We start from the raw sequence: 17,844 nt of genomic DNA, 5'->3' as shown, positions 1-17,844 counted from the left end.
GCCTCCTTTATTTTGATTCTAACGCCGACACTCTCGCAGCAAGCGCCGATAAATCCGTAACTAACTTATTTAGATCAACGTTTGCGCCGGAAGAACTGACGCTGATTTTAGAGAGTTTGATAAAGTTCGCTGCCGACATTAAGCCGGCTTTTGATGCGCTCGCCATGTCTACTTGCGGCTTACCGTCCGGACCAACGACAATACTTTGCAGTTTCTGAAAATCGCTAGACGTCATCAGACCGTCAGAAACAGCCGTCGCCGGTCCATAACGAGGAATTGTAGTAGGGTCGTAGCCGTCGTCGAAGTTTGCGTCACTGCCAATACGGATACCGGAACCGATACTGCTGCCCTTAAGCTTACCGGACGCATCAAACAGTTTAGATACGCGCTTTTCCGTCTTTCTAAAACCTTTAACGATTGACTTGACGTCTCGCTTTAACTTACCGAAAGTATAAACCGGCGATTTATTCGGGTCTGAATAGCGCTCCACGCCGACAACCTTGATTCGCTTGTTGATACCGAACGGCTCGATCATGCACCACACGTAGTCACCTTTGCGTATGTCTTGCACTCCGAAATGTCTTAGTTCCGTATAAGTTAACGTCAAAGACAACTCGATCGTATCCGTAAGCTCCTCTTGTAAGCGGATTTCTAATTCATCGGCGTTTTTTTCGGTATAAGAATCATCACGAATAGGTGCCGCATGTTTGATTCCGTAGATTTCCGCTAGTGGGCTCGTGTATTCAAGTTCAACTGCATACGACTTCGTCTTTTCATTTTGCTTTCCGAAACCGCGGATATAGGTCTTCAGCGTGCTCGTATCTATTTCCGCCTGTTCATCACGCGAGTTAAATTTATGCCGAATTTGATAATCGGTATCCCGCGCCAATTCCTTCGCGATAACGACCTTCTTACCCTCGAAAGCGTATTCCGCCTTGTATTTATCGAGGATGTCTCGTAATAAGTCGTTAGAAAAACCGTCACCGAAGTCTTCGAGCTCGAATGTAGCGTCCAAGCCCTCGGGCGAAATATCGTACGAATATCCGGACCCTTCTAGCGCAATCGCAACCATGTCATCAATAGTCATTTTCTTTTTCTTGCCCGATTTACTGTAGACGTAGTTATCGGCAAGATCAATCAACGGTTTGTATATCGCAGAGGCAGTGACTTTGATTGTGTCATTCGCAGTTACCGGATTAATCTTTTTTATGACGTACTCTTCTCCGTCACATATGATAATGTTTTCGTTATCAACTAAATCAAATGAGTGATCGTTTCTAGACGTTTTTGTTACGGTCACGTCTAACGATTTCTCATTCTCGGCTGTTTCTCTTACCGTGCAATCGTAGTCGGTAAGCGCTTCGACTTCGCCTCTTACCGTTTTTATAAGTAGCTCCACCGCGCCACCTCCTAGAAATAATAGAAACGGAAATCGAATTTTATTTCGAAAGGTCCGCTCGTTCCCGACAGTACAAACTCATTCCAGCCCGGCTCCAACCGAATCGTTTGCCGGTTTGTATCTCCGAAGATGCTCACGCCGTCTTTTCTCGCCTTGACCCCGTCCAGTACAATCGTCTCTTTTGCGGTTGTATCTCCGGTGTACTGCCACGTATCTCCAGTCGTTTTGTTCGTAATCTTTAATTTCGACGAAGCGCCCTTGTACGAGATAACAAACGGAAGCTCTAACGGGTCAATACGAATAGCCCCCGCATTGTAAATACGGAAGCTCTTAGTCGTGTGTTTATATGTCGGTATTGTATCCGTTAGGTTTTCGCCAAACTGCCAAAGACTGGCGTCAAAAGTAAACGGGTCTTGCGTTGTTCCAACCGACTCACAATAAGGTGACGCGCTCTCGAACGTCAATGTGAAATCGGCCATGCTTCCGGTTCTTTCCGGATCAAAACTGTCGCTTAACTCTACACGCCAACGTTTTTTCGGATTTCCTTCCGCGACTAGATAAAACTCGGAGTCCGTATAAAGGGCGTTGTATATTTCATCTCGCAATAAATAGAAGTCGGCTGCGTCTTCGGCGTACATGGTGCATTCGGCTGTGATACGGCGATTTCCGAAATCCTTGCCTGTTCGATAAGAACCGTTTTTCCCCGGTATGTTTTCGTATGAGATATTCGGAGACGGCGCGGATATGACTAGGCTACGTACTAATACCGATAAGTCTCTCGCCATATCAATGATCGTTCCATTGCGATATTGAATACGGAAGTTTGCGTCCGAGCGCGGGATCGCTGAAGATCGCCCGAAAACAATATCCGGCGAAAAGACGTCTTCATTGAAGTTTTCGTCTATATCAACAACGGATGGTTCCGGCTTAGGTTGCGCTGGTTTGTCAACGTCGGTGCTAGTATCGGTCGTTTTCTTCGTATCGTATTTCGTCAGGTTATGAGTCGCAATGATGTTATTCAGTTTCGTCGCATACGCTGGGTCCGTTGCATATCCGGCGTTAACGAGGGCTTTCGTTGCTTTTCGATAGTTCTTCTCGCCTACGACCGCTCTGTAGTGCTTTGGATCCCAACTCGTACCGTTGATGTATAGCTTCGCCAAATCCTGCATCGATTCGTACCACGACGGGTACTTCCGAAAATCCGCGTACACCTTAACGCTTCGACCGTTGACGACTTCCCACGTCAACATACGTATTGATGCACCTTTGTAAGACCCTTTAACGCCGAATAAGTTCTTACCCCGCGTCGCCAAACCTGATGTACCATAACCGGACTCTAGACACCCTTGCGCAATAATAAGTGACGCAAGTATGTTGTAATTTCGGTATATTTTCTGTGCGTCCGGCGCTATTGCCTTGATAAAACTAGCGTTACTCAACCGCTCACCTCCTCCCTAGTAACTGCTGCGGTCTATATCGTCCAACTGTCGCCTACTTACGTGCGGCTCAACAAGTCGACCGATAACCTCCGATTCCATGACGATAGTTGCACCTTTACTCGACTCAATTGCGCTCCTTATCGCTAAAAGATCGGCTTGCATTTGTGGACTGTAGCCGCCTGCCGAAGCTAAACGTGCCGTATGACCCGCATCTAACATCCGGAATAGATTCGCCTGCTGCGCTTCCGTCAAGACCATCTCGTTTCTTAGCGCGCGAATATCAACTTCGTGACTCATCGGACGGTCGATTAACTTCGACGCCATGCCGCCCGTGTGAAGTTTTCCCGCCGGTTTGCCGACGATTCCGCCTACGTGATAAGTACCTTCATTTCCTCGACCACGGCTTACGGCTCGCTCGGTTTTACGCGTTACGTCCGTTGTAATAACTGTGATACGCTTGCTAAGATCCTTACTTAGCTCTGCGTTCATAGCGCTGGCCTGACCGGTAATTTCGATTACCTTGTTTTTCGTCCGTTCTAATTGTGAGATTTCCTTATTGATTGCCGCTAACGAGTTACGGTACTCCTGCGTCTTTTTATCCGCCTCGGTCGTGTTATTGATTAGGTTAGCCCGTGCGTCTTTAAGTTTGATGATCTCTTGGTTTAGCACGTTAACACCTTGACCCCGTTTCGCAGTAAGACCGACTTGTCGAAGATGTAAGTTTATTAATTTTTGGTTTACTTCATTAAGTTTGCCGATTTCCTTCTGTGTTTCTGCGAGACTAGCACGTTTTTTCTGAAGTATCTCCGTACTTTTTATTAGTTCATTACGTTTGTTTTCAAGAGATTGTTTCTCTTGGGTGAGAGTGACTTGATGCATCTGTACTGCTGCCTGATTTCCGTTCTTTTTAGCTGCTGCAATCTTCTTCTCTATACTCTCCACCCTAGCGAGTTGATTATTAACAGCCTGTTCTTTTTCTGCCCGTTGAGCTGTTATGTCTTTGATCTCTTGCGTCAATTGCTTTTCTTTCTGTAGTTGCCCGTCCATATTCCGCTCTGCAATCGTTTTTTGTTTTTCGTACTCAATACTTAACTCTTCCGCCTTTTCATCGCTTAACCGTTTCAGCGCATTTGTATTCTTCGCAATGGCATTACCCTGCGCCGAAAACGCCGCTTCTGTTTCCGGAGACTTCTTGATGATCAGATCGTTAAGTTCTAGGAACCGGTCGAACTCCTTATTCGTAAGACCCGAGTTTTTACGTAACCCGTCTTGTTCTGCGTTCAGCTTCTTGATCGCTGCCGAATCCTTTTCGTTTGCAAGTGCGTCTTTATTGTCTAGGTATCGCAAGAGTTCGTCGTTCGTTAGTTTCATTTTCGCCCGCAAGCCGTCGTATTCTTTGATCGTCTTGTTAATGCCGTCGATTTCTTTCTGCTTTGCGTTTGCCGCTTCTAAGTTAACGGTATTCATCGCCTTGTAGCCCGCCGAAACTCCGACCAATAAGCCGCCAAGTATTGATAACCCCGTTATAACCCAACCCGCCGGACCCATCGCCGCAAATAAGCCACGTAATGCAAAGCCGAGTTTTATCGCAGACGAAGCCGTAAGGGCGATCGCCGCTGACGTACCCGCCATAGCAAAACCAGTCGCTACTACGCTAGGATTAAGTGAACTGAACGCCCGTACTAAGTCGGCTCCTATATCGACTATTTTTCGTAAATGCGGCAAGAACTCGTTTCCAAGCTTAATGCCGAGCGTTTCGAGCGCACCTTTGAATTCTTCGACGGAACCGAGGAAGTTATCGAGTTTTATCTTCGCCGTATCTGCCGCAGTTACTTTCGACATGGCCGCCGCCATTTCTTCGACTCCCTTAGCGCCCTCTTTATATAAAACCGTACCAGCACGAACCGCATCGGACCCGAATAGCGTCTGTAGCGAAGATTGACGTTGCTGATCGGTTAGTCCTTTAAATGCGTTTTGAAGAATGCCCGCAATAGAAGACAAGTCTTTAAGAGAGCCGGCTTGGTCAAAGAATTTATTAGTACCGTCGGACGTTATAAGACCGAGCTCCATCATTTCTTCCCTTTGCGCCTTCGTCTGTGGTTCTAATCGCGATAACATCGTTTTAAGTGACGTACCAGCGTCCGACCCTTTTACACCGTTTTGCGCAAATACCGCCAGTGCCGTCGCCGTATCTTTAAACGACATCCCTATTCCGGAAGCGACCGCTGATACTTGTGACAATCCGTATTTTAATTCACCTACGTCTGTCGCCGAAGCATTTGCCGCACCTGCGAGTATGTCAGCCGCTTTTGATACCGATAGACTGTCGGCTTTGAACGCGTTTAGCGCCGTGCTGGCGATCTCGGCTGCATCTGCGAGGTTTAGATTGCCCGCCGCCGCTAGATCAAGTGCGCCCGCTAGACCGCCGTTTATGATGTCCTTAGTCGAAACGCCCGCTTTTACTAGCTCCTCGGTCGCCTGCGCCGTTTCGGTCGCACTAAAAGACGTCGATTCGCCCAGCTTAATTGCGAGGTCGGTCAACGTTTTCATCTCGCCTGCCGTGGCGCCAGATACCGCCTTTACAGCGCTCATTTGTTGCTCAAACGTTGCGGCCGCCTTTGCTGATACGCCAATGCCAGCGACGACTGCGCCTCCAACGGCCAACGACGCTTTTTGGATAAGGCCCATTTGCGAACTTAACGACTTAGCCGAGTTGCCCATCTGTTGCATCTGTGCTTGAGCTTGCGCTACGCTGGCGCTGAATTGGCTTGATTGTAGCGTTAGTGTCGCTGTAATTTCGCCTACTGATACACCCGCCAATAGATTTCCTCCTTTCCTACGTTATTTAAAGAAGTTCCGCAATTGCTCGAACTTTTCGCGGTCAAACTCCTCGCGGTCAACGTAGCCGGCTTGTTTACGTAGATCTTTTACAAGACGTTGATACTCGCGGTCTTCCATTGCGCGCCCTTCAGTTCCGACAAGCACCGAAATCATGGATAGTTGTTCAATTGCGTTAGATTTTGTCTTTGCTCGCAAGAATTTCGGAATGTCGACCATGTAATAATCGTTTTCTATCTGCCGCTGTGTGACGCCAAGTAGGGTCGCCGCATCTATTAAGTAGTCGTCGATTGTGTACTCGCCTTCCTCCGCTTGCCTTACTGCGTCGGTTCTTTCGGAAGAAGGCTCCGCAGGTTTTTTGCTACGGATTGCAGGCGATTCTTCTCAACGACCGCGATCAAAAAGTCGACAATCTCGTCAGTACCTACGTTTTCTAGTACGTAATCTTCGTCCAAACCAGAAAGCACAGCGACAATCTTAGCGACTTCATCCATCGCCAACTTAACCGCCGCAACTAGCGTTGATGCAAAGTCTTCCTGCCCGCTCGTACTTAAAACCGTAAAAAATAAATGCGGCAAGCGATCGACCACCTCGAATAATTCCTTCCATTTGACCGGCGTTAACTTCGGTACTTGGACCGTTCTATCGCCGAGTGTAAGTTCGCTTGATACCTTTTTTGCGCCGATACCAAATAAGCTCATTGCGTAACCTCCTTTCAAAATAAAAAGACACCGCCGTCAAGCGATGCCTTCCGTTTTATTCCACCGTTTCGTCGCCCATGATGTAAAGAAGCCCATCGTTATCTGTGTCCGGATATGCTTTAAACGTCAGATTAGCGATACGCTCATCGTCCGAGTTGTACGTAAATTCCGGGTCTGACATAGCGCCCGCAAGTGGAATCGTGATGTAGTCGTTTGGCGTTGTGCCGGGTGCCGTCGGTTTAATGACAAGTGGCTTTGCCGCCGCCAACATATCAAATCCGGCTTGCCCAGATACTTCAAGCTTCATTTTTGCTGGGTCAGCACTGTCTTTAATGAGTTTGCTGTTCGGCATTGCCGCGGCTAACCTTTCTAGGTCGTGTAGCGCAAAAGGTACAGTAACTTCCGCATTGCGCCCCTTCATCGTTGACTTGACCGGCGTGTCGCCGTACTGATCGACCGTTGTGTCTTGGATAGACGTCTCCGCCTTAAAGACGATACCGCCTTTAGTGATATCAAACCTAACTAGATCGGAACCCTCGCCATATTCCACGATCGCTGGGCCGATAGGAACGTCAATTCCTCGTTTTCCTGCTGCCATCTATTTTCCTCCTTTATTTTGCGCAAAATAAAAAGCGCCCCTAAGGACGCTCTACGCAATCAAAATTTAATGAATATATTGGACGATCTGATTCGTCATCGCCTATATACAAGGGCGTCGAGTTAGTACAGCGCATCTGAACGATTGAACTGTCGCCCACTTGTACTTCAGTCAGGTTCGTAAGTGCATCGTAAAGCTCAAACGCTTTTTCTTCCGCCCCAGCACCGTCTCTTGGTTCGCCGCGGACGAGCAACTGAAAAGACGGACGTTTTAAGCCGGTGTATTTAGACGTTGGAAATCCCCCTGTTAATTTAACCGAGATGACGGTGCCTTTACTATCTACTGGGAACTTATTTGCGTAATAAGTACCGTCGACCCGCGCCTTTATAAAACCGATAAGCTCGCCCACACGCATTAAGTCAGCCCCCTCCTAGTACCTTCCGCAATCCAACGCAAATACTTATCGGCGTTACCCCTTAGCGGGCGCTCTAGGTACTTGTTACCGACTTCATATCCATCAATGCCACCAGCGCTAGAAGATGTCGGGCCTAGCTTATATTCCATCTCATGCGTCCAAATGGCGTAATTAAATCCGTCCTCAACCGCCCTAAACGAGACGTCAACGGACGCTTTTCTCGGCATTAATTTGAATTTCTTTTTGACGCTAGCACGTAACGTTCCCTTATCAATTGGCGCTATGTTCTGCGCTACCCTAGCGAGGTCATCTCCCGCGTCTCCTAACGCCTGCACCGCTCCTTCGATTGCCCCATGACTGGCGTTGTTAATGCCCGCTATAAAACTACTCGCATCAATCGTAAAACTCATAGATACACCTCCGTCAGTAAGGCTTTACCGTCGATATGTCTCTTAACGTTGATTTCCTTCGGTCTTTTCTCGATAGTTTCGCCGAGTTCATTCGTAAAAGAGACGACGTCGGTATAACGTACGTCGGCTAGGCGGTCTAGTATTATACGAGCTGATGCGACAGCTTCTTCAGATCTAATGACGCCATTATTGCGTGATTTAACTGCGGTAGACCCCTCGTCAATCCGACATTTAAGCGTAATTTCTTCGACTCCAGCCGGATTTCCCCAAACGTCAAGCTCATCGGATGGGCGTTTAACCGTAATTGTTTGACGCATAGGTATAATCGCCATTTACAGCACCGTCCTTCGGATTCGCCTGCCACCGATATTAACTCCGTTTTCTTCTTCGATAGCTGTGATTGACGCTTTAGGTATGAGGTCCTCGTCCTCACTGCGTAGCGTATCCTTATAATTAAAGGCAGCAACTCCGGTAATGGAGTACGAAGAAATACCGTGCTTATTGAGACGGTTAGTATCGTTGTACGCGATAGCTAAGACGTTAACAAACTCGTAAACTGCCTTGTCAGGTATGACGTACTTAGGGTAAACGCGTTTCAGGGTTCCGAAAGCTCGATTCAATAACCGCTCCTTCTTCGCCTCATCCGCGGCTAGCCAATCCTCGGTATCTACTAACATCGTATTGATGTAGTCGTTTGCGCCTTCGACCGTAATTGCCAATAGCCCCACCTCCTGTTATTTTACGGAGGACTTACGGGCGGGCTTTTTAGCTGACGCCTGTTTCGGTTTATCCTCCGATTTTGGCTCGTCTTCAGCCGTGCACACGACGTCAACGAGTGTGGTTAGTACTTCGATCTCGTCCGAATCAGTTGTCGTGTAGACACCGTCTGAAAACTTTCGTGGCAATCCTCCGACATAAAACGTTAACTCTTTAAATCGTGACTCATACGTTGCCAAGTCCGCATTACCTCCGTTCTATCAAAAAAGTAAAGCCCGCGGGTGCGGGCCGTGATTACTTAGCGCCTTTGATACGTGCGTGAGCCGGTTCTTGAAGGAATTCAAGCGTGTACTCACCGACAAGCATGCCTTGGAAGTAGTCGCCTTTTTTGCCGAGGTACTCATGGCTCATATCGCGATTCTGTAAAGGACGAATTGCGATACGGTTTTTATCAACGATAAGCACTTCGTCAGCAGCCAAGTTGTCGTTGATAGATACTGGGAACTCGCCAAAATCCGTCGTCAAGAAGTTAACGACAGTTCCTCGTTTTACCTCACCTTGATTCAGACGAACAAGCGTCTCATCGAACTTAGAAATAATGCGTTTTTGCTTAGCTGGCACGATGATTTCGTACTGACCACCGGATTTGAAACCACCCTTAGTATAGATAGACTGAACTGCGTCATTGATCGCCTCCAATGAGAGCTCTTGGCCCGCAAGATCAGTAACGTTAGTTTTAATGAAGCTGCGGATGCCGTCCATCTGACGCACCAAGCCGTTCTCATAACGAATACCTCCGATGAACGCCTTTTCCATTTGAAGAGCTAGTTCGAGTTGTTTTTTCTGTTTTTCGTATTCGTATAAATCTGTGATGCCGTGATTTGCAACAGCCGCAGCAGTACCGGAAATTTCAACAGTTTCGTCAAAGATTTGCGCAATGTTAGACACGCGCTTACGTGGTTTGTAGCGACCCTGTCTCGCATCAGCGCCCTCGGACCCTTCTACGAATTGCACATCGACTTTATCGTTAGCGTTAATTGCCGCCGCAGTCGTATTGGCGTAGCCTCGCACTACCGTCAATTCTTTTGCGGATTTACTTACCGCCGTAACTAATGCTAGTTCTTCGCCCAGTTTAATTACATGGCCGGCACGAAATGGTTCTACTGATGACACCTTAAGCTTAGTCGCCGTTGCTTCTGCTGCTTCGGTAATACTCCCTTCGTACGCAAACATTTCATCCTCAAACCATTGGTGCTCGGTTTGCGTAACTGGATTAGAAAATCCAAGCATTGCGATTAAAGGTGTTTGATGCGGATTTAAAAGTAGTAATTCATCTTGGACTGACTCCGTTTTACCGATTAAATCTTTAGAAAAAATTTGTGACATAAAATATGTCCTCCTCATTTGTTTTTATAAAAAAGACACCTTATAAAGGCGCCTTATTTTCTTAACTGTCTTTTTAAAATTGCTACCGCAGCACGATCTTCCATACGACCACTTGTACGTGCTTTTTCTTCTGCCGCCGCAATAATCTGTTCTGGTGTTTTTTCCGATGTATCTGTCGCTCTGTTTGTACTTTGACCGATAGGCTTTGGCTTTTGTGCAATAAGGAACGGTTTCTCTTCGGCCAACGATTTAACTACGTCATCAACTCCGACAACTTTTCCATCTTCAATAGATACGCCGCTAAGATCAGCCAAGCGAAGTGCATCATCAATATAGGCGATATTTGCCGACGTAGCTTTCTTAATAAATTCGTTTGTGATTTTTTCTTGGTCGCTCGCCTTTTTAAGCTCCTCGATCTGTTTCGCCAGCGACTGTTCCGTCTCCGATTTAGCTTCGAGTTCCTTTTTGAGTCGATCAAGTTCCGTTAGTTCTGCATCTGCCTTTTCTTGCTCCGCTTTCTCAAACGCTTCTACCCGCTCTTTTAACTTTCCGTAATCTGCGTATTTAGATTCAACGCGACTGATGCGTTTTGTAATCAGCGCATCCAGCTCATCTTGCGTAAGCTCGATCTTTTTCGGCTGATCATCTTTGGGTTGTTCCGGCGTTTGTTGCTCGTCTTGCCCGCCTCCTGCTTGATCATCTGCGTCAAATAACGGCATAAATTGTTTTAAAAACATAACGTCCTCCATCCGTTTTAAGGCCGTCGCCTATTAGATAAAACAACCGTTTAGTTTAACGTCTTAACGTTCGGACAATAAACCGACATCTCTAATCGGAGAATAAACGTGTCTGCACCGTGGATGAAATATTTCGCCCGTCGCTTGTAGCTCCTCGTATGTCTTAAAATCCCCCGGCGCTTCCGGCGTCAATTTTATGATTTCGCCTTCGTGCCCTCGACAAGCGTCTTTTGCTCCGTGCGATGATATTTGCGCATACAAAACGCCGCGACTAACGGCTTCATTGCTCGTTGCTTCGCGGTATGTCTGCATCATTTTTGTACGTGTCACCATATCGGCGTATACTTCCGGTTTCCACCGACGCCCTTTTGCGTCCACGATACCGGTTACTACTGACTCTCTTAGACGTTTCTTTATATCGTCTCTGATCGTCCTGCGACCGTTTGAACCAGCCGCCATATTGTACTTAATTGATTCGGAGACTGCCCGCCTAACCGCAGTCTTAGTTTTCCGGTTAACGTTTTGCGTGACGGCTAATAGATCGGCTTGTGTGTCCGCTATTGCCGCCGCAACCATTGCTTCGTTGAGTTCGTTAAACTTTGCGATTAGTGTCGCTTGTGCAACTGTGTCTGCGACTTTGAGTGCGACAAGTGTATTGATGACGCCCTCTCTAGCCGCCAACGGTACATTTTCGTTTACCCATTTCGCTGACTTTTCGTCGAGATCTGACAGGATGCGGCTGATCGACTGCAACGTAGTGAGCGCATTGGCTCTGCGAAAATCAGAAATATCAACGCGGTCAAGTACTGCGAGTATGTCTTTAATGGCGGTGCGATAATAGCCGGCAAGTTGATTCGTTTGATAATCGTAGTTAGGCGCCGGTACTTTCGCCATTACTCATCGTCCTCGGATTCCGGCATTTGCGTTTTCTGCTCATTAAAAAGGGAAGAATCTACGAAGCCGCTTGCTGATTTTTCGTCCTCTTCGATGCGGCGAATGATCTCGTCCGCTTTTTCGTCATCGACGTCATCCATCGCCTTAATTGCGCCCTTAACGTCAAGGGTCGGCTTGCCTGCCGTTCTAATCTGCATGATTTCCGCAAGTTCTTTTTCGTTACGAGGTATGCCGTCATTCCAAACAGCTCTCGGATAAACAGCTTCTTTTATGTCGATTCTTCTGACCGCTTTTTCGAGGAGCATACACGTCCATAAGGCGTCTCGGATTGCTTTATCATAATGCGCTCTAATACGCTTCACTTTCGAGAGAATCGGCATGAATCGTGCTTTGATTGCCGCTCCGTCCGTATGTGATGTTCCGGTTCCACCGGAGTTATCACCGGACATCGTCGTTCCGAACAACCACTGCGGCGTCTCCGACATCATAAATACGTGGCTTAACAGAATATCAAGTTCTTTAAATGCAGCGTCTAATTGCGCTTGCCATACCATATAGCCCGGCGTATGGTCTTCCTTAGTTACCGGAATATAAGCACCGCCGAATTTAACCGTATCGCCTTCGCCCTGTATCTCCGGTCCATACGCTGTAGGGTCGCTGTGTTTCCACAGAATATAATCAATCTGCACTAGGCGGTCATTAATCGCGGCAAAAGTCGTTTCTAACTTTTCCAATCCGCCAATTCCGAAGAACTCGTCGTCAATCGACTTGTACGGAACATGGAAAACTGGGATATGCGGTAAGTGTGTTTCTTCGATATCCTCTTCGCGTCCTGTTGGTACTCGTTTCCCGATCTTAAATACTGGGATTGGCGTTCCTGTTGACGTATCCAAGCCGTTTTCGTACAAACGGTAGCGCGAATAAAGGATATAGCCAGGTACATGACGCTCAACGTTTAAAAACGGGATCTCCGTCTTCTCCGTCTCAACCCATTCAACCTGCGCAATATTGACCGCTTTTAATTTCTTTACATTCCCGACACTGAACTCCGGAAATACTGCTCCGGCGCTAACGTGTTCAATGATCGCTTCCATTTCGGTATCTACCGGAACTGGTAATCCGAGTTTTTCGACTTCGGTGAAATCTTGACGGTAGCCATATCGAACCTTGAACCACGAATCCCCGCGGAAACCGTTAGCCGTCGCACTTTCGTGCAGAAGCTGGTTAATATCGTTATCCTCAACGTACCTATTCAGCGCCTTTTGCTCTTCACTATCGTCAGGTAGGCCGCTCTCAAACTGCACCGGCTCACCGACGAGTAAATCAGCCGGCTTCGTGACGAGAATGTCAGCAAGATTGACCGCAATATATAACTTCTTTAATTGCTCCGCTTGGGGCGATTCTTTTAATAACTCGGTTGCCCGTTCGTAGACGTCTCGCGGGCGTCCTTCAAATAGCTTTTTCATGCGCCGATATTTTGCTAATCGTTCGATAGAATCTGACGGAGGAAACTGCGCGCCGGGTCTGATAATGCCGTATGTCTTCGTATGTGTTCCGTCGTCGGGTTCGTGGTTGTGGTGTTTAAATAAGTCCGTAAAACCCATCGCTTAATCATCCTCCAAAATGCTATCTAGCAATTCTGCTTCTTTTAAGATATCCGCGCTTGATTGACTTTCGGTCGTGTTGTCGGTGATAACTTGTTTCTCGGTTAATAAACCAAAACGTTTCATAAATAAGTCAATCGCTTTAACCGATGGTTGAGAGCCTTTGATTAATTTTAGTAGTTGGCCGTAAACCTCCGATCTATGACTCGACAACATGTCGTCAGCAAGTAAGTTCATATATTCAATGAACACCGGATCTTGTGTGCGCCAACGATACAACCCCATCCGCGACATCCCTAACTCCTCTGCTAACTGGGTCTGTGTTTTCTTCTCTCCGCCTTCCGGCATAATCTCATTTAATGCGCAAAGCTGGGCGGCCTTCCGCTTCTCGAACGAAAGTTGCGCCTCTAATTGTTTTAATCTCGACATCTAACGTCCTCCTTTCGTTACATATACTTTGGCTTCGCTTGAAGCACCGTTTTAGCTCGTTTACTGACACTCACTGCCATTTCTAAGGCATCCGGTAAATCGTCGTGCCAATTAGAGCCGTAGCGCTCAAACTGTTCGAGTAAAAGCGTCTGTGATCGGTGAAATTCGATCTCTCCTTTTTCGATTTGGGGCATGAGCGCCTCGATACGCAATTCTTTCCGCGATCGCTGATTGATCTTAGTCACACGCGTTGCGGCCGGATATCCTTGTATAACTAACTCGCGTTTCAACGTATCAATGAAGAACTCTTGTGCCATTTGCGACTCTGCCGCGATGCGATCGGGTAGGTACTGAACAACCTTTTCGACGATTTTACGTAAAAATTTGTCAGGATGAATACGTTCTCCAAACGCATCTATGACGTATATCTTTTCGGTCTTTTTATGCTTGGCGATCGTTACTATCGCCGAGTAGTCTCCGCGCTCTTTACCCATTGCAAAGTCAATGCCCATATAAATCGCATAATCTTTGTGATTCGGTTTGAAATCCGTCCAATAAGAAAAGGACTCCGGCTTAAATATCTGCGAGTCCTCGTCGATTGGGTTATTCATATATTCCGTGTTAAATGCTTTATTTGTAATGTTGGCCTTTTCTATGATTAGCGCAGGCAACGGAAATCTCCCCGGCCATAAGACTTCAGCACCTTCGTCCATTTCCTCTTTGTGTTCTTCGTAGAAACGGAGTGCCGCCTGTGCATTAGGTGTGGCCATCTTGTTTTCTGATTCAGCTTCCATCATTTCTTTTATTTCTTCGTCACTAGGCTCGTAGTCTTTATAAATACGTTCAAATTCCGCCCAAAGGTCGGTTCGTTTTGGCGGCTTAATGATCGCCGGAAAACTGTTCTTGATAAAATCGCGACGCTCTCTCAATACGTAGTTCAGCAAACTGTCGAAGTGTACAAGCGTACCCATAAAAATGAACGCTGTTTTCGTAGGGTCGCCCGCTGGCATAAGGTCTTGGTTAAGCCAATCCTTCGCCTTTTGTCGTAATTCAGGCGTGTTGTTCGAGTCAAGTGACTCCAAGTCGTCTAGCAATATTAAATCCGGTCTCTGTGAACCGTTACGGAAACCACGAATTTGCGTTCCGAGCGACGTCGCTTCCATTTTGATTCCGGTCGTTGTGATAAAAGCCGTTTCGGAATCCTTCTCGTTACGCGTCTTCTGCTCGTACAAGACTTCGCCAAAATCCTCTCGCAATTTTTGATTATACTTAAGCTGACCCGCGACCCATTTAATAAACTTGATCGAGCCGGCGTTTGTCTCCGAAATAATCAAGATCATGCGCCGCTTTTTATATACGATCTCATGCACCGGAAATGCGTTCGACAAATACGCTGACTTGGCGTGCCCCCTCGAAGCCGCCCACGCAATACGAGCCGTCTTATTCCGATTAGATACCGAGTCAAGGATGGACGATAGTTTGCGGTGAAAGTCCGGCGCAGCCTCCATATCCACGTCGGTCGTCGGTACGAGGTTATCGGGGTTCCCGGGATTTCGCGCTTCCGAAAAATATTCGTAGAAGAAATACAACATATCGGTTTCGGCGCGATGTACCCGCTTTAACTTGATCAATTCGTCGCGATCTTTGCGCATCAAATCGACATGATATTCGGTATGCTTACCTGCTTGGATAATATCACGTAGTTTCTTTAGCCGTTCAGTGACCGCCTCAATGCGCGCTTGTCTTTCTTCACGTTCTAAAAATTCGCCGTTTATATACGCCAAATTATCGCCCTCCTTTCGTTCTTTTGACGTTGACTTGCCGCATTCGTTATCGTATAATGAATGTAACTTAAAAATATTTAGAGTACATTGGGAGTGAAGACGTATGGCTAACGAAGTATACCCGATCAAAAGTAAACGCGATTTCAATAAATTAAAAAACGCCCTTAAACCGGGGCGCGACCGTCTGTTATTACAGCTAGGAACGGCCTTTGGACTTCGTATTTCCGATTTACTTTCGCTTAAGGTCGGCGATCTTCGAGGTCAAACGTCTCTTAAAATAACCGAAGCAAAGCGCAACAAGACACGTGTCATTACGTTCTCGACCGCCGTCAAAAAGCTCGTCAATGAACTCGAAGGTGCTGACGACGACTACGTATTTGCAAGCCGCAAGGGCGCCAAGCCGATCAGCCGCGTTCAAGCCTACCGTATTCTAAACGAAGCCGCCGAGCGTGCTGAAATCGCCCATAAGATCGGTAATATCGGCACTCATACGTTGCGTAAGACGTTTGGATATCGTCTTTACGAGATGGGTATCGCAGTCGACCGTATCATGGAAATTCTTGGGCATTCTTCCGAGAAAGATACGCTAAAATATATCGGTATCACAGCCGACGAGATTTCGATTGCATACGAGAGCATCGCGATTTAGGTCGTGGTGCTTTTTATTTATCTGACTATATACGCAGTCGTACTTGATACATCGTTAATTACCCGCGTTATTCCTCCGGAGTCATCTGCCGACTCTAGCTCGATCAGTCTTAAAGGCGATGCGAAATTCGGCAGTTTAATGCCGGGATCTTTAAAGACGATCTTTCCATTTAAGTCTTTGGAAAAATGCATTTCGCCATTGTACTCCATATACACAACGTCATCGAACGTTTCGACTAACGCCCGTAGCGAAGTAGTCACTCCGGCGCCTCTCCTGAACAGTAACGGACCTGCATACTTAGTTTCGTATGCGCGATAAATAATATCGTTGGTCATCGCTCTCTCGCCCGCTCTGTAGCCGACTACGTCTTCTATCCGTTTGATATACTCGTTATACTTGCCGATAGTAGGCGTTTTTTCTTCACCTTTACCACGCAGTACCGCTAATGACCTCACCGTCTCTTTTACCTCGCGCTGTACCGCCTTGAGCCCTTTAATAGCTTCCGCAACATCTACGTTCACCTTTACGTTTAAATTTCCGACTGATTCGCGTTTGTTATCCGCCATTCACGTCATCTCCTTTTCGTTTTTAAAGCGTGCTACACGAAACAACACGCTTTTTACAGGGGCGACAGGAATCGAACCTGCCCACGCGGTTTTGGAGACCGTATCGCCACCTTGGAACATGCGCCCCTATGTTGTCACAACGGCTGTGGTCCGCTTCTTCGAGAGGCGTGCCGGTGAATGCACTTACATCAACCGAATGCCTTTACGGCTCTAATGCTAGACGCAAGCACAAAAAGACCTCCGGTGGAATTACAGGAAGCCTCGTTCTGATTGCGTAAGTATATGCGGACGAGGATTTGCACCTCGTATGTCAGCCGAGCTTTCTGACTCACGAGTTTTTAGCGGGTTCACTCCCGAATCTCCTATGCTTTCGCACATGATAAGCGTCTACCTATTCCGCCACCGCATCCGTTTATTTTCGGAAAATATATTTTAATATTTTTAAAGACGTTCGTACTTTCCGCCAAAAAGTTGCGTTTGACCCTACGCAATAAATCACGTGATTAGTGATATGAAACGCAGTTTTAGCCGATTTATCCGTTTTCAAGTCAAACGCTACGCTGTCCTTCGTTAAAATTAAGTCGCCGTTTCCTGCGATTTTAACTACGCCGGATTCTCTCGTATCAATAAGCATCCTATCGACCTCCTTCGAAATCACACGAAATCAGCGCTTTTCACCGTCCACCCTTACGAACACCCTAGTCGGCTACCAAAACGTCTAATTTCGTGAATTTTACGTGTTAAAATCGTTATGCTAGCCCGTACCGTTCCCGCAATACTTTCATATCGGCGTCGATTTCCGTTTTAAGCGCGTCTATTGTAGCCGGAATTGAATCGTCCTCTAGCCGCAACTTCTTAAGCGATTCAATTTTCGCCCTCAACGCGCTGTTCGTGATCGCGGCCGTATAATGAGCGCCACACACGATACAGTCAAAGTACGTCTCAACGACGCCTTTTCGGACGGCGCGTTCTTTTAATACGACGGCGGTCCGTTGGTTGCATCCGTCGCAAGTGACGAAATTAGGTAGCGTGGTCATGTACGTACACCTCTCCGCGTTATTAAACGCATACTCCATATAAACAAAGCATCCGAAGCCGTTCGACAAGTTGCGTTACCAACGATATATTTCATTCGGTCAAAATCGAATCGATACGGTAGTTTAAAACTCACGTCTGATGGAACGATTTTATAGCGCTTCATAAGAACGCCTCCTCTCCGTTTAATTAGCGTATTAATCCTCTAGCCCTTCCGATCATTTTCGGATGATTAACGTTTAA

20 protein-coding genes and 1 tRNA gene are annotated in these 17,844 nt (G+C 47.0%); 1 reads left to right on the top strand and 20 read right to left on the bottom strand.

Features of this window, described 5'->3' with window-relative positions:
- Positions 1 to 7 precede the first annotated feature (7 nt).
- The 16 genes from ABVJ71_RS15445 to terL all read right to left on the bottom strand — a co-directional run bounded on the left by ABVJ71_RS15445 (position 8) and on the right by terL (position 15,351).
- On the bottom strand, positions 8 to 1,399 hold the full coding sequence (locus ABVJ71_RS15445; protein ID WP_353854814.1) for a phage tail protein: 1,392 nt from the start codon (positions 1,397 to 1,399) through the stop codon (positions 8 to 10).
- Positions 1,400 to 1,410: 11 nt separating this feature from the next.
- Positions 1,411 to 2,838, bottom strand: a complete 1,428-nt coding sequence (locus ABVJ71_RS15440) for a glucosaminidase domain-containing protein (protein ID WP_353854813.1) — start codon at positions 2,836 to 2,838, stop codon at positions 1,411 to 1,413.
- 15 nt (positions 2,839 to 2,853) lie between these two features.
- The gene (locus ABVJ71_RS15435) at positions 2,854 to 5,658 is read right to left on the bottom strand and encodes a phage tail tape measure protein (protein WP_353854812.1); all 2,805 of its coding nucleotides are present in this window, start codon (positions 5,656 to 5,658) and stop codon (positions 2,854 to 2,856) included.
- Between the two features lie 21 nt (positions 5,659 to 5,679).
- Complete coding sequence (locus ABVJ71_RS15430; protein WP_353854811.1) at positions 5,680 to 5,895, bottom strand: hypothetical protein; 216 nt, start codon at positions 5,893 to 5,895, stop codon at positions 5,680 to 5,682.
- Positions 5,896 to 5,993: 98 nt separating this feature from the next.
- The gene (locus ABVJ71_RS15425) at positions 5,994 to 6,377 is read right to left on the bottom strand and encodes a hypothetical protein (protein WP_353854810.1); all 384 of its coding nucleotides are present in this window, start codon (positions 6,375 to 6,377) and stop codon (positions 5,994 to 5,996) included.
- Positions 6,378 to 6,432: 55 nt separating this feature from the next.
- On the bottom strand, positions 6,433 to 6,975 hold the full coding sequence (locus ABVJ71_RS15420) for a hypothetical protein (RefSeq protein WP_353854809.1): 543 nt from the start codon (positions 6,973 to 6,975) through the stop codon (positions 6,433 to 6,435).
- A 40-nt stretch (positions 6,976 to 7,015) separates the two neighbouring features.
- Complete coding sequence (locus ABVJ71_RS15415) at positions 7,016 to 7,390, bottom strand: minor capsid protein (RefSeq protein ID WP_353854808.1); 375 nt, start codon at positions 7,388 to 7,390, stop codon at positions 7,016 to 7,018.
- Positions 7,390 to 7,800: a hypothetical protein gene (locus ABVJ71_RS15410; RefSeq protein WP_353854807.1), complete on the bottom strand. Its 411-nt coding sequence runs from the start codon at positions 7,798 to 7,800 to the stop codon at positions 7,390 to 7,392. The genes ABVJ71_RS15415 and ABVJ71_RS15410 overlap by 1 nt, the downstream gene beginning before the upstream one ends.
- On the bottom strand, positions 7,797 to 8,132 hold the full coding sequence (locus tag ABVJ71_RS15405; RefSeq protein WP_353854806.1) for a hypothetical protein: 336 nt from the start codon (positions 8,130 to 8,132) through the stop codon (positions 7,797 to 7,799). The genes ABVJ71_RS15410 and ABVJ71_RS15405 overlap by 4 nt, the downstream gene beginning before the upstream one ends.
- A complete protein-coding gene (locus ABVJ71_RS15400) occupies positions 8,133 to 8,528 on the bottom strand; it encodes a hypothetical protein (protein WP_353854805.1) in 396 nt (131 codons plus the stop codon).
- Between the two features lie 283 nt (positions 8,529 to 8,811).
- Entirely contained in the window at positions 8,812 to 9,903 is a 1,092-nt protein-coding gene (locus ABVJ71_RS15395) for a DUF5309 family protein (RefSeq protein ID WP_353854804.1), read from the bottom strand.
- Positions 9,904 to 9,956: 53 nt separating this feature from the next.
- Positions 9,957 to 10,640 carry a Clp protease ClpB gene (locus ABVJ71_RS15390; protein WP_353854803.1) on the bottom strand — a complete coding sequence of 228 codons (684 nt, stop codon included), beginning with the start codon at positions 10,638 to 10,640 and terminating at the stop codon, positions 9,957 to 9,959.
- Positions 10,641 to 10,703: 63 nt separating this feature from the next.
- On the bottom strand, positions 10,704 to 11,534 hold the full coding sequence (locus tag ABVJ71_RS15385) for a phage minor capsid protein (RefSeq protein ID WP_353854802.1): 831 nt from the start codon (positions 11,532 to 11,534) through the stop codon (positions 10,704 to 10,706).
- Positions 11,534 to 13,138, bottom strand: a complete 1,605-nt coding sequence (locus tag ABVJ71_RS15380) for a phage portal protein (protein ID WP_353854801.1) — start codon at positions 13,136 to 13,138, stop codon at positions 11,534 to 11,536. Before ABVJ71_RS15380 ends, ABVJ71_RS15385 begins: the two co-directional genes overlap by 1 nt.
- A gap of 3 nt (positions 13,139 to 13,141) precedes the next feature.
- The gene (locus ABVJ71_RS15375) at positions 13,142 to 13,567 is read right to left on the bottom strand and encodes a phBC6A51 family helix-turn-helix protein (protein ID WP_353854800.1); all 426 of its coding nucleotides are present in this window, start codon (positions 13,565 to 13,567) and stop codon (positions 13,142 to 13,144) included.
- Positions 13,568 to 13,584: 17 nt separating this feature from the next.
- Positions 13,585 to 15,351 carry a phage terminase large subunit gene (gene terL / locus ABVJ71_RS15370; RefSeq protein ID WP_353854799.1) on the bottom strand — a complete coding sequence of 589 codons (1,767 nt, stop codon included), beginning with the start codon at positions 15,349 to 15,351 and terminating at the stop codon, positions 13,585 to 13,587.
- Positions 15,352 to 15,454: 103 nt separating this feature from the next.
- Here terL and ABVJ71_RS15365 point away from each other — a divergent pair, with 103 nt between their 5' ends.
- A complete protein-coding gene (locus tag ABVJ71_RS15365) occupies positions 15,455 to 16,000 on the top strand; it encodes a tyrosine-type recombinase/integrase (protein WP_353854798.1) in 546 nt (181 codons plus the stop codon).
- Positions 16,001 to 16,017: 17 nt separating this feature from the next.
- On the opposite strand, the gene ABVJ71_RS15360 is transcribed toward ABVJ71_RS15365, so the two are convergent.
- The 4 genes from ABVJ71_RS15360 to ABVJ71_RS15345 all read right to left on the bottom strand — a co-directional run bounded on the left by ABVJ71_RS15360 (position 16,018) and on the right by ABVJ71_RS15345 (position 17,767).
- Entirely contained in the window at positions 16,018 to 16,566 is a 549-nt protein-coding gene (locus tag ABVJ71_RS15360; RefSeq protein ID WP_353854797.1) for a hypothetical protein, read from the bottom strand.
- Between the two features lie 56 nt (positions 16,567 to 16,622).
- A tRNA-OTHER gene (locus ABVJ71_RS15355) sits at positions 16,623 to 16,694 on the bottom strand.
- Between the two features lie 284 nt (positions 16,695 to 16,978).
- Positions 16,979 to 17,200: a hypothetical protein gene (locus tag ABVJ71_RS15350; RefSeq protein WP_353854796.1), complete on the bottom strand. Its 222-nt coding sequence runs from the start codon at positions 17,198 to 17,200 to the stop codon at positions 16,979 to 16,981.
- A 399-nt stretch (positions 17,201 to 17,599) separates the two neighbouring features.
- Positions 17,600 to 17,767, bottom strand: coding sequence for a hypothetical protein (locus ABVJ71_RS15345; RefSeq protein ID WP_353854795.1), 168 nt, complete (start codon positions 17,765 to 17,767; stop codon positions 17,600 to 17,602).
- Positions 17,768 to 17,844 lie beyond the last annotated feature (77 nt).

The organism is Bacillus sp. Bos-x628, assembly GCF_040500475.1.
Lineage (GTDB): Bacteria > Bacillota > Bacilli > Bacillales > Bacillaceae > Bacillus > Bacillus maqinnsis.
The sequence above is the reverse complement of the archived record's forward strand: the minus strand, read 5'-3'. Positions and strand labels throughout refer to the sequence as shown.

Bases quoted from the DNA above. Each gene is read 5' to 3' on its own strand.
- ABVJ71_RS15430 (WP_353854811.1), bottom strand. From the start codon at position 5,895: ATGGTCGACATTCCGAAATTCTTGCGAGCAAAGACAAAATCTAACGCA.
- ABVJ71_RS15425 (WP_353854810.1), bottom strand. From the start codon at position 6,377: ATGAGCTTATTTGGTATCGGCGCAAAAAAGGTATCAAGCGAACTTACA.
- ABVJ71_RS15420 (WP_353854809.1), bottom strand. From the start codon at position 6,975: ATGGCAGCAGGAAAACGAGGAATTGACGTTCCTATCGGCCCAGCGATC.
- ABVJ71_RS15415 (WP_353854808.1), bottom strand. From the start codon at position 7,390: ATGCGTGTGGGCGAGCTTATCGGTTTTATAAAGGCGCGGGTCGACGGT.
- ABVJ71_RS15410 (WP_353854807.1), bottom strand. From the start codon at position 7,800: ATGAGTTTTACGATTGATGCGAGTAGTTTTATAGCGGGCATTAACAAC.
- ABVJ71_RS15405 (WP_353854806.1), bottom strand. From the start codon at position 8,132: ATGGCGATTATACCTATGCGTCAAACAATTACGGTTAAACGCCCATCC.
- ABVJ71_RS15395 (WP_353854804.1), bottom strand. From the start codon at position 9,903: ATGTCACAAATTTTTTCTAAAGATTTAATCGGTAAAACGGAGTCAGTC.
- ABVJ71_RS15390 (WP_353854803.1), bottom strand. From the start codon at position 10,640: ATGTTTTTAAAACAATTTATGCCGTTATTTGACGCAGATGATCAAGCA.
- ABVJ71_RS15385 (WP_353854802.1), bottom strand. From the start codon at position 11,534: ATGGCGAAAGTACCGGCGCCTAACTACGATTATCAAACGAATCAACTT.
- ABVJ71_RS15380 (WP_353854801.1), bottom strand. From the start codon at position 13,138: ATGGGTTTTACGGACTTATTTAAACACCACAACCACGAACCCGACGAC.
- ABVJ71_RS15375 (WP_353854800.1), bottom strand. From the start codon at position 13,567: ATGTCGAGATTAAAACAATTAGAGGCGCAACTTTCGTTCGAGAAGCGG.
- ABVJ71_RS15365 (WP_353854798.1), top strand. From the start codon at position 15,455: ATGGCTAACGAAGTATACCCGATCAAAAGTAAACGCGATTTCAATAAA.
- ABVJ71_RS15360 (WP_353854797.1), bottom strand. From the start codon at position 16,566: ATGGCGGATAACAAACGCGAATCAGTCGGAAATTTAAACGTAAAGGTG.
- ABVJ71_RS15350 (WP_353854796.1), bottom strand. From the start codon at position 17,200: ATGCTTATTGATACGAGAGAATCCGGCGTAGTTAAAATCGCAGGAAAC.
- ABVJ71_RS15345 (WP_353854795.1), bottom strand. From the start codon at position 17,767: ATGAAGCGCTATAAAATCGTTCCATCAGACGTGAGTTTTAAACTACCG.